At 48.7% G+C, this 15,580-nt stretch carries 11 protein-coding genes; 3 read left to right on the forward strand and 8 right to left on the reverse strand.

Annotated features, from left to right (window positions below; all coding sequences use genetic code 11):
* Positions 1–85: 85 nt before the first annotated feature.
* Positions 86–1,072 (reverse strand): aldo/keto reductase, encoded by a 987-nt coding sequence (locus NOM90_RS18670; RefSeq protein WP_255944205.1) that lies wholly within the window; start codon positions 1,070–1,072, stop codon positions 86–88.
* A gap of 188 nt (positions 1,073–1,260) precedes the next feature.
* Between NOM90_RS18670 and NOM90_RS18675 the strand changes: the two genes are divergently transcribed.
* Positions 1,261–3,579, forward strand: a complete 2,319-nt coding sequence (locus tag NOM90_RS18675; protein ID WP_255944207.1) for a helix-turn-helix domain-containing protein — start codon at positions 1,261–1,263, stop codon at positions 3,577–3,579.
* Positions 3,580–3,606: 27 nt separating this feature from the next.
* Here NOM90_RS18675 and NOM90_RS18680 read toward each other — a convergent pair whose 3' ends face one another.
* The 4 genes from NOM90_RS18680 to NOM90_RS18695 form a co-directional block, all read right to left on the reverse strand.
* The gene (locus tag NOM90_RS18680) at positions 3,607–4,632 is read right to left on the reverse strand and encodes a glycoside hydrolase family 130 protein (protein WP_255944209.1); all 1,026 of its coding nucleotides are present in this window, start codon (positions 4,630–4,632) and stop codon (positions 3,607–3,609) included.
* A 101-nt stretch (positions 4,633–4,733) separates the two neighbouring features.
* A complete protein-coding gene (locus NOM90_RS18685) occupies positions 4,734–6,338 on the reverse strand; it encodes an extracellular solute-binding protein (protein ID WP_255944210.1) in 1,605 nt (534 codons plus the stop codon).
* A 37-nt stretch (positions 6,339–6,375) separates the two neighbouring features.
* Entirely contained in the window at positions 6,376–7,287 is a 912-nt protein-coding gene (locus NOM90_RS18690) for a carbohydrate ABC transporter permease (protein WP_255944212.1), read from the reverse strand.
* Between the two features lie 12 nt (positions 7,288–7,299).
* The gene (locus NOM90_RS18695) at positions 7,300–8,154 is read right to left on the reverse strand and encodes an ABC transporter permease (RefSeq protein WP_370866645.1); all 855 of its coding nucleotides are present in this window, start codon (positions 8,152–8,154) and stop codon (positions 7,300–7,302) included.
* Between the two features lie 465 nt (positions 8,155–8,619).
* Here NOM90_RS18695 and NOM90_RS18700 point away from each other — a divergent pair, with 465 nt between their 5' ends.
* Positions 8,620–11,403 (forward strand): alpha-mannosidase, encoded by a 2,784-nt coding sequence (locus NOM90_RS18700; RefSeq protein WP_255944215.1) that lies wholly within the window; start codon positions 8,620–8,622, stop codon positions 11,401–11,403.
* Between the two features lie 42 nt (positions 11,404–11,445).
* Positions 11,446–12,738, forward strand: coding sequence for a glycoside hydrolase family 125 protein (locus NOM90_RS18705; protein ID WP_255944216.1), 1,293 nt, complete (start codon positions 11,446–11,448; stop codon positions 12,736–12,738).
* 335 nt (positions 12,739–13,073) lie between these two features.
* Here the strand turns inward: NOM90_RS18705 and NOM90_RS18710 are convergent, their stop codons facing one another.
* The 3 genes from NOM90_RS18710 to dagF are packed head-to-tail and all read right to left on the reverse strand — an operon-like array spanning position 13,074 to position 15,569.
* Entirely contained in the window at positions 13,074–13,787 is a 714-nt protein-coding gene (locus NOM90_RS18710) for a GntR family transcriptional regulator (protein ID WP_255944217.1), read from the reverse strand.
* 8 nt (positions 13,788–13,795) lie between these two features.
* Positions 13,796–14,812 carry a sugar kinase gene (locus NOM90_RS18715; RefSeq protein WP_255944218.1) on the reverse strand — a complete coding sequence of 339 codons (1,017 nt, stop codon included), beginning with the start codon at positions 14,810–14,812 and terminating at the stop codon, positions 13,796–13,798.
* Complete coding sequence (gene dagF / locus NOM90_RS18720; protein ID WP_255944257.1) at positions 14,805–15,569, reverse strand: 2-dehydro-3-deoxy-phosphogluconate aldolase; 765 nt, start codon at positions 15,567–15,569, stop codon at positions 14,805–14,807. The genes NOM90_RS18715 and dagF overlap by 8 nt, the downstream gene beginning before the upstream one ends.
* Positions 15,570–15,580: the final 11 nt, after the last annotated feature.

The following is a 15,580-nucleotide window of genomic DNA, read 5'->3' on the forward strand; positions in this document are numbered from 1 at the left end:
AGGGTCCTGGGAGAGTAGGAAGCTGCCAAGCCGAAGAAGAAGCCTGATCTGCATTTGCGGATCAGGCTTTTTTGTATAAATTGGATTAATGATTGAGTGTACTCATTCCATTTTTCTCATAGCGTTCGCCGGCAGCAGCGCCTTTTGGTGCGACCGCATCGATTTGTTGCAATTCTTCAGCAGTCAATTGGACGTCGACGGCACCTGCATTCTCAAGCAGATACTTTTCTTTTTTCGTACCCGGAATCGGCACGATACCATTGCCTTGAGCGAGCAGCCAAGCTAGAGCGAGCTGAGAAGGCATACATCCTTTTTGAGCTGCGATTTCTTTGATCCGATCGACAAGATCCAAATTTTTCTGGAAGTTCTCGCCTTGGAAACGTGGAGAGAAACGACGGAAATCATCTTCGGCAAGGTCATCGAATGAACGAATTTGTCCGGTTAAGAAACCTCGTCCGAGAGGGCTATACGGAACAAAACCGATACCGAGTTCGCGGCATAGCGGCAAAATCTCATCTTCAACATCGCGGCTCCACAATGAATATTCCGTTTGCAATGCTGAGATCGGGAATACCGAATGAGCACGGCGAATCGTTTCCGGCGAAGCTTCAGACATTCCTAAATAGCGGACTTTACCTTCGCGAACAAGGTCCGACATTGCGCCGATTGTTTCTTCAATCGGTACGTTCGGATCGACTCGGTGTTGATAATACAGATCGATGACATCTACACCTAATCGTTTCAGGCTTTTTTCACAGGCTTCGCGTACGTATTCGGGTCTTCCGCTAATCCCTAAATAAGAACCGTCTTCTCCGCGGACGTTTCCGAACTTGGTTGCAAGGACCACGTCGTCTCGATGTTTCTGGATAAAAGGGCCGATAAACTCTTCGTTTTTCCCGCTTCCGTACATATCTGCGGTATCGTAGAAGGTAATGCCACGTTCAAAAGCAGCATCTAGCGTACGCAACGATTCGTGATCGTCTTGTCCTCCATAAAACTCCGACATGCCCATGCAGCCTAATCCTAATCGAGAAACTTTTAAACCTTGCTGACCGAGAGTTACTTTTTCCATGTAAAAAAGCCTCCTTACAAGATAGGTATCGTCCAAACAAGTAAACAAACATATCCGCTGCACATGTCGTCACTTATGTACGATTATACATAGATAATGAGATCAAAAGCAAAATCGCTCTAGCGGATACGACAATATAACGTTATAATGTTTAAAAACATGATCGGTAATAGGGGGCAAATAACATCATGAAACAGCGTATGCAAGCTTTAAATAGGTCCCGAATCTTTTTTCAAGAACGCTGGAATTTTGTAAAGTCCAAACTTTTATTTCGTTATGCGATTTCTTATATCTTAGCTTTCCTGATTCCTTTAACCGCTCTTACCGTATTTGTATATGATAGCGCTGTCAAAAATTTGCGTTCCGAAATCGAACAATCCAAAGTCAATCAATTGAGCCAAGTTAAACTTACGATTGACGATCGGATGAGTGAACTTCATGCTTTGGCGAGTCGAATTTCTTACGATGAACATTTGACACCTTATATGCTGAATGATCCGTTATCTGCGCAGGAAGCAGTTCGAATACTCGCCAATTATAAAGCCAGTAACAGTATCGTGGAAGATTTGCTGCTATACACGCATGGAGACGAAAAGATTTATTCACATCGTGGGCTTGCCGATCTGGATGTTGTTTTTAACAAAGAATATCGATTCGAAAATTGGACAGCGGAGCAAGTGCGCAGCAATCTGAACGAGATCGATCAGCCTTTGGTTCGCGCCGCAGAGATGGTGAATATGTATTCGCGCCAAGAGCCTCTCCTCACCTACATCGTCCCGATCAAAACGAATGATCCGTATCCGTACGGAGCGGTCGTGTATTTAATGAAGGAATCCAAATTAACGGGTGTGATGGATTCGATCTTGAACGATGTGAACGGAAGTAATTATATTTTTAATGAAAACGGAGAAGTACTGACGACGAATAGCCGCGGGGAAGTGACTCCGAATAACGAATGGAATAGACTCGCGCAACTTCAACCCGGTATTCATAGCATGGAACTGAACGGAGAAAAACAATCGGTCGTCTCGGTCAAGTCAGAAGAAAATAATTGGACCTACGTCATGACGATGCCAAGCCATCAGTTTTTTGGACGGGTCGCGCATGTACAGACGTTGATTGCGATTGTGTTTGCTTTGGTTGTGCTGACAGGCAGTATTGCGGCAATGATGCTCGCCAAGCGTCAGTATCATCCGGTGAAAGATCTGATGGAGTTTGTTGGCATTCAGAGCGGCGCAGCGATGAAAGCTTCGAATGAGTGGGACTCGATTCGCCAAACGATTCGCGACTATAATGCCAGAATCGATATGCAGCAGCCTTTTGTACGGAATCAATGTCTATTATTGCTGCTCAAGCATGGTCGTCCGAATGACCGTGAAATGATAAAAGTCATCGATGGAATCGGACTTGGATTTTCAAGCGGTAAAGGCATGTATGTCACGGCGATCTTATCGTGGAGCGATGCTGGAAATAGCAAAGCAGTTGAGCCGCAGCATTACGATATGCAAGAAAGATTTGAATGTCTGGATATTGAGCCAAGCGGTGCAAAAGTATTCGGCGTTGAGTTTTCGGCTGACGATCAGTTGGCTTTGGTGATTGCTTTGGAAGAAAGAGAAGATGCAGAAGATTTATGTGCACGAATTCAATATACGATCGAACATGTTCAACAGATCGCGGAAAGTCTTTTGCCGTCTTCGTTAAATATCGCGGTAGGTTCAGCTTATGCGGATCTGGATTCGCTTAATCAATCTTTTGTCGAAGCGGCAGCGGCACTGGAATATCGGAAAATGAACGGACGCGAAACTATCACGTATTTCGAACAGTTATCGGACGCTGAACAGACGGATGAGAGCAGCTTCTGGATTCCGCGCAAAATGATGTTGAAATTGGATCAAAGTCTCAAGCAAGGCAGTACGCTTGTCGCAATGCGGATGATATCAGATATTATGGATACGCTCAAAAAAGAACCGTTATCCGCTCCTTTGCTGCGCTGTATCTGTTTTGACGTGCTCAATTCGTTACTGCGAACGGCTTCAGAAATCGGAATGAAAGAAGTGTTTGCCGATATTTCGGTATTGGCTTCATTCGAGACGTTGGAAGAACTGGAAAGCCGTCTGGTATCGCTGGCTTCGGAAATTTGTCTACAAGTCGAGCGTACGACCGAAGAAAAACGAGATACGTTAATCGACGACATTGTAAAAGACGTGGACGACCGATTCTCCGATTACACGCTGAGCCTTGAACATCTCGCGTTGAAGTATTCGGTGTCCACTTCTTATTTGAGTCGCAGTTTCAAAGAAAAAACAGGGCTGAACTTTTCGCAATATATTTGGCGTCGCCGCGTGGATGAAGTCATCCGGCAGTTAGAAACGACTAGCGCACCGTTAAAAGAAATCATCGAACAAGTCGGCTATCTGGATGCCCCTAACTTTATTCGCAAGTTCAAAAAAGAAATGGGCTTTACGCCGGGACAATACCGTAAATTGAAAGCGTCTAAGCGTGCCTAGTTCTACGTCTACTTCTGTCTGCTCTCGTTAGGCTTTTACGGCGGCGTCAGACAAAATATGCTCCACTAATTCGTTTACCGGTACGGTCGCTAAAGCAATCGCCGTATCCGTTACTCCATAGTAGATATACAGCAGATCGTCTTTCACGACGTTTCCGGTAGGGAATACGACGTTCGGGATCTGATAACCGAATTTTTCGTAATACGTTTCCGGCTCCATGATCGGCTCCCATGTACGCGCGATTACTTTTTCGGGATTGTCCAGATCCAATAGCAAAGCGCCTACGCGGTATACGATATCGTCGTCTACCCCGTGATACAGAACGAGCCAGCCTTTGTCGGTACGGATAGGCGGGGTAGAACCTCCGATTTTACGCGATTCCCAAGACTGATTTTCGGCTTTGGCGAGTAGCTTCGGTTCATCCCAGTGGATAAGATCGTCGGAGTATGTAATCCACATTGCGGCTTTTTCGGTACCGTACTGTTCGCCTACGTACTCTTCCGGTCTACGCAGCAGCACGTAACGACCGTTGATTTTTTCGGGGAATAAAATATTGTCGCGATCATTGATCTCTAGCGGAGTCGTATCGGCAACAAATTCCCAATCGATCAGGTTGGTAGATTTGGCAATCGACGATCGAGTCAGCCAATGCCCTTCTTCTTCGCCCCAACCGTCGGGGTAAGTCGGAATCGAACGCTCCGGAACGCCGGTATTGGTCGGGTAGTAATTCATCGCACACGGACGCAGTGCATAGTTCATATAAAAAGTTCCGTCGATCTTCACGACGCGAGGATCTTGTACGCTGCCATACGGAAAGCCGAGTTCGTCGGGCGTGAGTACCGGTTCGTTTTTGACATGCGTGAAATGTACGCCGTCGTCGCTTTCCAGCAGGCCGAGAAAGTTTTTGCAGGGTGTCAGCGATCCTGCCGTGCGTTCGATCATATAAAATTTGTCGTTGTCGATAATGACAGCGGGGTTGAAGACCGTCGCTTTGCGCCAGTCGTACAAACCAGGAACCACGATCGGATTATCCGGGTGACGAGTGATTTTCATAAAGATATAAGCCTCCTGAATGACGAAATATAAATAGGTAAAAAGCAGGCGGGTCGGTTCGGGAAAGTTCTCCGGTACCGCCCGCCTTGTTGACGATCTACTTAATTGCTTTTCCAGCGGTCATAAGCAGCTTGATTGATCTCGGCTACACGATCGGCGCCCATCTTTTTGAGCGTTGCGACGTAGTTATCCCAGCCGCTCAACGGTTCGGCACCAGTAATAAACTTCGCTTCCATCTGCTTGACGTAAGTGCTGAGGTCGGAGTTGAGACTATTGATCTCCGATTGCTCCTCGACCGTCAAGAACAGGGCAGGGAACGGAATACGTGCTCCGTTGTCCAGCAACTTGGTTTGCGTTTCTTCCGACACCCATAGGTCGAAGTCCGTCGTCAGACCTTTGCCGATCTCGTCTGTATTCACCGTAGGAGCCGGAATACCGTAGTTTGGCGTCAAGGTCGCACGGAAGTCTTCGCGGTCTTGACCGTCCGGTACAGGCAAGTACTTTTTGGTTTTGTCGGCTTCGTTTTCATACTCCCAAAGAATACCTTCCGGGCCTTTGTTGAATAACAACGCGCCTTCATCGGAGTAGAGATAATCGACCCAACGCATCGAAGCTTCCGGATAAGGATTCTTTTTCGTGATCGCAAAAGCTCCTGTCGTGATTCCGCGGTTTTTGGCGATTGCCGCTTTCTCTACGTATTCGCTACGTACAGGCAAGAACATCGGATCGTCAGTGGAAGGTTCTCCACCTTTTGTCATATACGCATTCCAATCCGAGAACAAAGCGATTTGGTTGTTTTGTCCTTTGGCTTTTTTCTGTTCAGCGGTTTGCGAGAAGCTTTCCGAATCCAACAATCCGTCTTTCCACAGACGGTTCATATATTCGAGATAGTTTTTGAAGCTTTCGTCCATCGGCGTGTAATGTACGACGTCGTTATCATCGACATAGATTTCTTCTTCGTAAGCGCCGAATGCGCCTAGCAGCCAAGTCCGAATATCGCGTAAGTTTGCAGCAGGCGTCGTTACCGAGGAAATGCCGATCTCGTCGGCTTTGCCGTTGCCATTCGGATCTTCTTCTTTGACGCGCTTGAGGTAATCGTACAATTCTTCAGTCGTTTCCGGCAGTTTGTCGATGCCCAGTGCTTTCAAGAATTCGCCGTTGTACCAAAGCGGATTGCGATACCAGTGTTGACTGAACTCGATGACCGGCAAGGAATAGATATGACCGTCTGGAGCGGTAATCGATTTGCGAACATCCGGGTATTCTTCCAGCAGTGCATTGAAGTTCGGCGCGTATTCAGTGATCAAGTCTTCCAAAGGAATCAAGACACCTTGTTCGCCGTATTTCAGCTGCTCTGAAGACGTCAATCCTGCGGCATAAAATACATCGGGATAATCTTCACTGGCAAAGACCAGATTTTTTTTCGTTTCAAAACTATCTTTCGGTGCATTTTTGTATTCAAACTTGATGTTCGACATCTTCTCCATCTCTTGCAGCACCGCCATGTCTTGCCAGTTCTGAACGCCGACGTCGGGCGCCATCATCGTAAGTGTGATCGGTTCTTCGACAATCGGGAAACCTTCTTTGCTGACTGTAACGCTCGGCGCACTATTGGAAGCATCTTCGCCGCCGCCACAACCTGCAAGCAGCGATGCGCCTAACCCTCCAACCATAAGCAGTTTCCAAGCTTTGCTTCGGATATTCATCGTAAATCCCCCTCTTTTTAAAGTCAGTTGTTCAAGCTTACCCTTTCACCGAACCGATCATCACCCCCTGTACGAAATATCTTTGCAGGAACGGGTACACGGCGATGATCGGAAGCGTTGATACGACGATAACGCCGTATTTGATCAACGAAGCGGTTTCTGCTTTGGAGTTCATCGCTTGAGCAATATCTCCGCTGATCGCAGCTCCGGTCGTTTCCGCCGACATTTCTTGCAAAACGAGAATCTGACGCAATACCATTTGCAGCGGATATTTCGACTCCGTATTCAAATAGATCAGTGCTGAGAAGTAACTATTCCAATGCCCGACGCCGTAGAACAAAGCCATAACTGCAATAATTGGCGCAGAGAGCGGCAAAACGATTTTCCAAAACAACTTGATATTCGTACAGCCATCGATATGCGCGGCTTCTTGCAGTTCTTTTGGAATCGTGGATTGGAAAAAGGTACGTGCAACGACGATATTCCATACGGAAGCGGCTACCGGCAAGATCAGAGCACCCATTGTATCGATCAGCCCGAGGTTTTTGACCACGAGATAAGTCGGAACCAGACCGCCACTGAAAAACATCGTCAGCAAAATGAATGCCATAAACCAGTTGCGTCCGACAAAGTCGGAGCGGCTAAGTGCATAGGCTGCGGGCAAGGTGACTGCCAAATTGAGCATCGTGCCGACAGCGGTATAAATGATCGTGTTCAGATAACCGTTCCATATTTTCGGGTTGTTGAATACCAGTTCATATCCTGCCCACGTGATGTCTTTGGGGAACAACCACATTTGCCCCGAATTGACGGCTTGCGGGCTGCTGATCGACGCACTCAGGATATAAATCAGCGGATATAACACGACAACAAGGGCGACACAGAGATAGACGTACGTGCCGAGCAAAAAAAGTTTATCGCCTTTAGATTCTTGCATCGATTTGACCATAACGTTCCCTCCTTACCACAGACTGTTTGAGCTGGTGCGTCTAGCGATCCAGTTGACCGTAACGAGCAAGATGACATTGATGACCGAGTTGAACAATCCGACCGCGGTCGAGAAGCTGTATTGGGCATCGACGAGACCGGCTCGGTATACATAAGTGGAGATAACGTCGGAAGCTTCTAAGTTGAGCGAGTTTTGCAGCAACAAGATCTTTTCGTAGCCGACAGTCAAAATATTGCCCATATTCAAAATCAACATGATCGTAATCGTCGGTAAAATCGTCGGCAAGTTGATATGTAGCACACGCTTGAAGCGGCTTGCACCGTCGACGATAGCGGCTTCGTGTAATTGGGGATCTACCCCGGACAAAGCGGCGAGATAGATGATCGTGCCCCAGCCTGTACTTTGCCAGACGCCAGAGAGGACATACATCGTTTTGAACCATGCGGGATCGGTCAGAAATTGCGGCGCATTAAAGCCTAACGCTTCGATCAACATGACGATCATGCCGTTGCTTGGAGACAGGAAAGTGATAATCATACCCGCCATGACGACAACGGAAATGAAGTGCGGCGCGTAAGTGACGGTCTGTACCGTCTTTTTGAATTTGCCGCTCGCGATTTCGTTAAAAGCGAGAGCCAAAATGATCGGAAGCGGGAACCCGATCGCAAGCTCGTAGAAACTGATGCTGAATGTGTTCCAAAGTAAATCCCAGAAATAATAAGAATTGAAGAAACGTTCAAAATGGTCGAACCCGACCCAAGAACTACCGGTGATACCTTTGGACGGAATAAAGTTTTTGAAAGCGATCTGGATACCGTACATCGGGAAGTAATGGAAAATTAAAAAGTACAGAAGTGCCGGAAGCATAAATAGGTACAGTTCCCAGTTGGCTAAAATTTGGGCACGCTTCGAACTCTTTTTCAAAAGCGGCAAATCGGCAGTGGATGACTTGGATGCTTTCATTGACTTTCCTCCCTTCTCTATTGAAAAGCACGCGTAAAGCGATGATCTTGTATCGGATAAGTGCGAAGCGAACATGCAGCATGTCCAACTTGGTTATCCAAAATGATAAGCGCTTACAACTTGAATCTTAACGAAGTTTTGGAGAAGCCGTAAATATGTCAATTGCGTATTGTCATTCTTGAAAAGCGGACAAACGGCGCAGTAGAGCGGTTTTGAAGGGTGAAATGAATCAGCATGTCAACTTTTTAAAATCTACAATTGTGTCAAATTTGAGCCAAGATCAAGGTTGGGAAAACCACATATTGTACTTATGCCAAGGGTATGACAGTATGAGCTACTGAACGAACACGGTGAAGGAGGGCATCATTCATGAATCGGAAAACCGCACATATTATCTCGCACACCCATTGGGATCGGGAATGGTATTTGCCTTACGAGTCTCATCATCTGCGTCTAACAACGTTGATGAACGAATTGATGGATACGCTGGAACAAGATGAACGGTATCGTTATTTTCATCTCGACGGACAGACGATTATTATCGACGATTACTTGCAGATCTACCCGGAAGGTCAAGAACGGTTATCGCGTTTGATTGAAGCGGGCAAGATTATTATTGGGCCGTGGTACGTGCTGCAAGATGAATTTTTGACAAGCAGCGAAGCGAATGTACGGAATTTGCTGATCGGGCACCGCGAAGCGAAACGCTGGGGTAACGTATCGAAATTAGGTTATTTCCCGGATTCTTTCGGCAATATGGGACAAGCTCCGCAACTGCTCAAGCAAGCCGATATTCAAGCCGCTGTATTCGGACGTGGGGTGAAGCCGACCGGATTCGATAATATAGTCGTGGATACACCGGGCGAATACGAGTCTCCTTACTCCGAGATGAATTGGCAATCGCCGGACGGCTCAAGCGTGGTCGGGATTTTGTTTGCGAATTGGTATAGCAACGGCAACGAGATTCCGGTCGAAGCAGGTGCAGCAAAAATCTACTGGGACAAAAAGCTTGCCGATACGCAGAAATATGCGTCTACGCCAGAGCTTCTTTATATGAATGGATGCGATCATCAGCCGATTCAAAAAGATCTGGGCGACGCGATCCAGACGGCATCGGAACTCTACCCGGACGTGGACTTTGTGCATACGACGTTCGACGATTATTTAGAAGCGCTTAGCCGCTATCCGTCCGAGAATTGGGTGACGGTTCACGGAGAGCTGCGCAGTACGCAAACGGATGGTTGGGGAACGTTAGTAAATACAGCGTCGGCTAGAGTGTATTTGAAGCAGCTCAATCAGATGGGGCAGACGATATTGGAAAAAGGAGCCGAGCCGCTGGCGGCACTTGCACATCTGACAGCCGGGCAGAAGTATCCGCATGAAGCGTTAAATTACGCTTGGAAGACCTTGATGCAAAATCATCCACACGACAGTATTTGCGGCTGCGGCGTCGATGAGATCCACCGGGAAATGATCGGGCGATTCGATAAAAGCCGGCATATGGCAGAAGCCTTGATTGCAGAAAGCGTAAGCGCAATCGGTTCGAAGATTCATACAAGCGGCATACCCGGATTGTCCGATGCCGCAAGACCTGTCGCTTTGTTCAATACGACGGGGTGGGAACGAAGCGGCATTGTGACGGTAGACGTACAAGCGGTTCGGATTAACTTTAGCGAAGGGCCGTCACCGCAAGCCATCGCGGAGAAGTTGGATGCGATGAATATTGAACCCGGCGTAGTCGTCGATCATCAAGGACGAACCATTCCGGCAACGATCGAAGATCTGGGCGCACAATTCGGTTACGATCTACCGGATGACGGATTCCGTATCCCTTATATGGCGCGAACGTTCCGATTGACGTTCGAAGCGCAGCAGATTCCGGCGCTTGGATATCGTGTATACGCTTGGAAACCCGAACCAGCGAATGAAGCGGGAGATCTGGCGAAGTCCGAAGAAGTCGTCTCGACTTCGCAAGGAATGGAAAATCAATTTCTCGCCGTCCGCTTCGCGGACGACGGTTCTTATTCACTCACCGACAAAACGACGGGTCGCGTATTTAACGATCTGGGCATTTACGAAAATTGCGGCGATATCGGCAATGAATATGTGTTCCGCCAACCGGATGGCGATTCAATGTTAACGACCAGAGGGCTTGCCACAAGTCTGTCGTTGATCGAAGATCAGCCGTACCGCGTGACATACGAAGTGGTACACGAATGGGAGATTCCGGCTTCGGCAGAAGCATCGTTCGAAGATGAAAAGCGGCGTCTGGTACAGTTCCGCAAGCGTCAATCAGGACGCTCGGCGGAGACGGTCACGTTGAAGCTGACGACGCAGGTGTCGCTCGAAAGCAGCGGGCGAGGGGTACAAGTTCGCGTAACCGTGAACAATCAAGCACGCGACCATCGGCTGCGGGTCTTGTTGCCAACCGATTTGCAGACGCAAACGGTCATGGCGGATTCGATCTTTGAAGTCGCAGAGCGAGATATTGTTCCGGCTCCGGAATGGATCAATCCAAGCAACGCGCAGCATCAGCAAGCTTTTGTCAGTCTATCCGACGGAAAAAACGGATTGACGGTCGCGAACAAAGGCTTGAATGAATACGAAGTGCTACAAGACGATCGGCATACGATTGCGGTGACGCTGCTTCGCAGCGTGTCGGAGATGGGCGATTGGGGCGTGTTCCCGACGCCGGAAGCGCAATGTTTGGGCGAGCATACGCTAGAGTATGCGGTGATTCCACATAGCGGGAATGTAGTGGATTCCGGCGCTTTCGCTTGGGCGTATCAGTATCAGACGCCGTGGTTCGATCAGGCGCTGCCGATGCAATCGGGCAGTCTCGGGGCTGAATATAGCGCGCTGACCTGGAGCGGGCAATCGCTGGCTTTATCCGCGTTCAAGCAATCGGAAGAAAGCGGCGATATCATCGCGCGGTGGTACAATCTATCCGGCGAAGCGACGACGCTTCAATTTGCACCGCAGTTCAAGGTAGAGTCGGTCTACGAAAGTGATATTTTGGAGCGACGTGGCGAAATTTATGATTCGCATAATGATTCATCAAAGGATCAGTCCGAGGTTGGGCAGGTGCAAAAGAATATAGGTGCAGCCAAAATCGTTACGTTCGCATTGGCTACATCTGCGTCTACGTTTTAAGAAATCTTCATATCCCTTTTCTCAAAATAGGAGGTAAAATCGATGACGACAACGCAAACGTTACCCGAAGCTGTCGAACGATATCTGCAAGAAATGGATCAAAGACTTGAGCATCATCCGAAGTTGAAGCAAGTCTTCCGCAACTGTTTTCCAAATACGCTAGAGACAACGACTAAGCTACTGGACGATGGGACGACTTTTGTCTATACCGGCGATATTCCGGCGATGTGGCTGCGAGATTCGGTCGAGCAAGTCCGTCATTATATTCCGCTGGCAAAAGACGATGCTGATTTGCAGCGGATTATCGAAGGATTGATCGCCCGTCAGCTTTTCTACATTAATATTGATCCGTATACGAATGCGTTCAATGAAACGGCAAACGGTCGACATTATCGCGATTCGGACGATTGCGAACTTAGCCCGTGGATGTGGGAACGCAAATACGAATTGGATTCGCTCTGCTTCCCGGTACAACTGCTTGCGCAGTATTGGCAAGAAACAGGTCGCACTGCAATGTTCGACGACGACTGTTACCGCGCACTCAGCAGCGTCGTTCGCGTCATCGCGACTGAGCAGCGGCACGATGAGAAATCGCCGTACTTTTTCCGCCGCGATACGAAGCAAGATACCGAAACGCTATACAACGATGGCAAAGGAATGCCGACGAATTATACCGGTATGAGCTGGTCGGGCTTCCGTTCTAGCGATGACGCGTGCGAATTCGGCTACAATATCCCAGCGAATATGTTCGCGGTCGTGATTCTTGGGCATATTGAAAAAATCGCGTCTCAAATCTACCAAGATGCAGAACTTGCAAGCCGCGCAGCGAAATTAATCAAAGAAATCAATTTCGGTATTCAACGCTACGGCATCGTCGACCATCCCAAACACGGTAAAATCTATGCGTTCGAGACCGACGGCTACGGCAACTTCTCCTTGATGGACGACGCCGGTACGCCGGGTCTGCTGTCGATTCCGTATATCGGCTACGTGGGCACCGACGATCCCGTTTATCAAAATACCCGCCGCTTCGCACTCAGTTTCGATAATCCGTTCTATTTCGAAGGAAAGTATGCCAAAGGAATCGGTAGCCCCCATACACCGGGCGGCTACGTCTGGCATATGGCGTTATCGATGCAAGGGCTAACGTCCGAAAACGATCAAGAAATCAAAGACCTGATCGAGACTCTACTTGCTACCGACGCCGGAACCGGCTATATGCACGAAGGCTTCCACCCCGACGACCCAAGCGACTTTTCCCGCGAATGGTTCGCTTGGTCTAATAGCCTTTTCGCCGCCCTAGTCGTCAAAGCGATGGAAAAAGGCATCGTTTAAGCATTCATATCCATATCATTCAATTCTCTAATCATTGATCTATATCTGTTTGACGTCGATCAAACTAAGCCTTTACAAAAAAGACCAAGCCTTTTCGCACTCTGCGAAAGCTTGGTCTTTTCCCTTAGTCTTTGTTTTTGAAGTGTTGAAGCTCTTGAACTGCCTCTCTATCCCCACCCCGCACATGCCGCGAGACGCGAGTCGTTTTCAAACCGGAGCGCCTTTGCCTTTTCCCCTTGCCTCTAATCTTTTATCAAATGAAAAGGGGAAAAGGCAACGAAGCGCAGGTTGAAAACGACTCGCGGCTCCACCCAACCCTGTGCGAATCCTCCACCTTATACTTCGTAGTTCACCACGTACGGGTGCATCCCCGCCCGGTAATACCCTTCGCTACACTCCACCGCATGCCCCTGCTCATCATAAGCAAACCGTAACCTTTTCAGCAGCGGCGTTCCCGGCGGAATACCGAGCGAATCGGCAATTCCGACATCCGGCGATCCGACTGAAAATTCGTCGCGCATTCGCGCGATCGTGATGCCTTGATCTTCAAGCCATCCGTACAGCGACTGTCCTTCAAGACCTGAAATCACTTCGTCTTCCGCACGTGCCGGCAAGTAATGGATGTAGTGAATATAAGGCGTATCGTCTAACGAATATAACCGTTCGACCCGCAAACAAGATTCGCCGAATAACTCGCGCAAATGCCCTTCCGAACCGGTGCGAATAATCTCGGCGTGCAGCACTTGTTTGCCGATCCGATACCCTTCTTCGACGAGAATTTCCGTGAACTTTTTCCAAGTCGAAAGTTTGGAGGTAGACGTATTGCGGATCACGCGTGTACCTTTGCCGCTGCTCGTCTCCAAATATCCTTCTTGAACCAACAATTTGACGGCGTTGCGCACCGTGATTTTGCTGACTGCAAATTCTTGTTCCAACTTGGGCTCCGGCGGCAAAAAACTATGCAGCGCATATTGACCGTGCAAAATCCGATCTTTGAGAATCCCATGTACTTTGACATAAAGCGGTTGTTTCGTTTGGCTAGTCGCCATGACCATTCCTACCTTTCTATATCGCCGATTCCTTCCATCATCGCTCGGAAAATTTGAGCTTCGGACGAAAACGGCGTATCGCCTGCAATCGTATGTGCCAGCATCGAAGCGGCAGAAGCGAAGCGAACCGTCTGCTCCGGTGCAAAATCGGAAAGCTGCCCATGTATAATGCCGCTTGCATACGCATCGCCCGCGCCGATCCGATCATATACCGAAAACGTCAATAGATCGGAAAAATGAAAGTCGCCGCCCGTATATAAGTAACCGAGCAGGGAATGGCGACCGTCCGATTCGATTGCGCGGTGCGTACCCGCAATCGTCGCGATTCCGTAATGATTGGCGACAGCAGGAATCAATTCAAGCAGCTGATCGACGCGTTCTATCGAAGACGTAGGCAAGCCGAGAATATGAATCGCGTCGTTTTCGTTCATACATACAATATCGGCGAAATGCAGCATTTTTTCAAACCAGGGTCTAGCGAGCGCGTATCCGTCTGCTCCCCACAAAGCCGGACGATAATTGCAATCGAAAATGACGATCTTTCCCGCAGCTTTAACCGCTTCGGCAAAAGCTAACGCTTGACGGCGCACCGTATCATTCATCGCGAGCGAAATGCCGCAAAAATGAACCGCGTCGACCGCTTTCGCGGTTTCTGCAAAAGAATAAGCATCTTCGGCTGCGGTATTAAAGCTACTTTGTGGGCGATTCGAATACGTGACGCGGCTCGCTCTTGCACCAAAACCGCTTTCAAGAAAATACATACCCAAATATAGACCGTCTTTTCGAATATAATCGCTGGATAATCCAAGTTTGCGCAGATTAGCTTCTGCCGCATCGCCGATCGGATTGTCCGGTAGGGTCGTAACCGGAAATGCCGTATGGCCAAATCGAGATAGCGCCGACAGTACATTAACCCCACTACCGGAATACGAGACTTGCAACGTATCCGTTTGCGAGAGTAGCCGTAGCCCCGGCGTTTCGAGACGCATCATGACTTCTCCGAAAGCCGCGACTTTTTTAGCCATGACGATCTACCAGCTTTTTCATCTTCATCAGCAGTTCGCTGACATCCGATACAATCGTATCGCCGCTTGCCGAATCGACAATCGAAGAATACACATGCGGAATCACTTGAGGGACGCCAGCTTCCAATGCGATTTGCAAAATAGGCTCGAAATTATTTTTATCGATGCCGCCGGTCGGCTCCAATGCAAACTGTTCTTCGCCGCAAGCTTTTGCGACAGCTCGGTATTCGGCTTCGAGATCCATGCCTTTCATTGGGAAATATTTCAGCGCGTTACCGCCCATATCGCGAACGAGCGCAATAGCGGCTTTGACCGGAACGATAGCGTGATCTTGCGATGCCGCGCTAAAAGGACCCGTCGATACATTCACATAACCCGGCTTGCCGGAAGGAGAGACGAGCGCATTGATCCAGCCCGGCGCACCCTTGAGATTGGCACGGGTCGCGCCGACCGACGGAAACACCTGATTGATATGACTGCCCGCATAATGAGTCGTAATCTCCGCAACGACTTGAGCTTGGCGGTTATCGCCGGCACCCAGCCCGATCGAGACGGCGTCTTCAATCTGACTTCCGTACTGCCGCATCGCTTCGACCGCTTCGGGAACGGTGTTGTATGCTTTGGATAACACGCCAACCAAGATATAGCCTTCAGCCGCTGCAAAAACGTCTTTTGCGTTTTCCACACTACCCGCCAATACATTGAGTGCTGCGCGTCCTTGGTATAAGCGTTTTAAGATCGGATGTTCGTTCGTCAAAGCTGCCTGAT

The sequence above is a fragment of the Saccharibacillus sp. JS10 genome, from assembly GCF_024436065.1.
In the GTDB taxonomy this organism is placed as follows: Bacteria; Bacillota; Bacilli; order Paenibacillales; family Paenibacillaceae; genus Saccharibacillus.

Bases quoted from the DNA above. Each gene is read 5' to 3' on its own strand.
- NOM90_RS18670 (WP_255944205.1), bottom strand. From the start codon at position 1,072: ATGGAAAAAGTAACTCTCGGTCAGCAAGGTTTAAAAGTTTCTCGATTA.
- NOM90_RS18675 (WP_255944207.1), top strand. From the start codon at position 1,261: ATGAAACAGCGTATGCAAGCTTTAAATAGGTCCCGAATCTTTTTTCAA.
- NOM90_RS18680 (WP_255944209.1), bottom strand. From the start codon at position 4,632: ATGAAAATCACTCGTCACCCGGATAATCCGATCGTGGTTCCTGGTTTG.
- NOM90_RS18685 (WP_255944210.1), bottom strand. From the start codon at position 6,338: ATGAATATCCGAAGCAAAGCTTGGAAACTGCTTATGGTTGGAGGGTTA.
- NOM90_RS18690 (WP_255944212.1), bottom strand. From the start codon at position 7,287: ATGGTCAAATCGATGCAAGAATCTAAAGGCGATAAACTTTTTTTGCTC.
- NOM90_RS18695 (WP_370866645.1), bottom strand. From the start codon at position 8,154: ATGCTTCCGGCACTTCTGTACTTTTTAATTTTCCATTACTTCCCGATG.
- NOM90_RS18700 (WP_255944215.1), top strand. From the start codon at position 8,620: ATGAATCGGAAAACCGCACATATTATCTCGCACACCCATTGGGATCGG.
- NOM90_RS18705 (WP_255944216.1), top strand. From the start codon at position 11,446: ATGACGACAACGCAAACGTTACCCGAAGCTGTCGAACGATATCTGCAA.
- NOM90_RS18710 (WP_255944217.1), bottom strand. From the start codon at position 13,787: ATGGCGACTAGCCAAACGAAACAACCGCTTTATGTCAAAGTACATGGG.
- NOM90_RS18715 (WP_255944218.1), bottom strand. From the start codon at position 14,812: ATGGCTAAAAAAGTCGCGGCTTTCGGAGAAGTCATGATGCGTCTCGAA.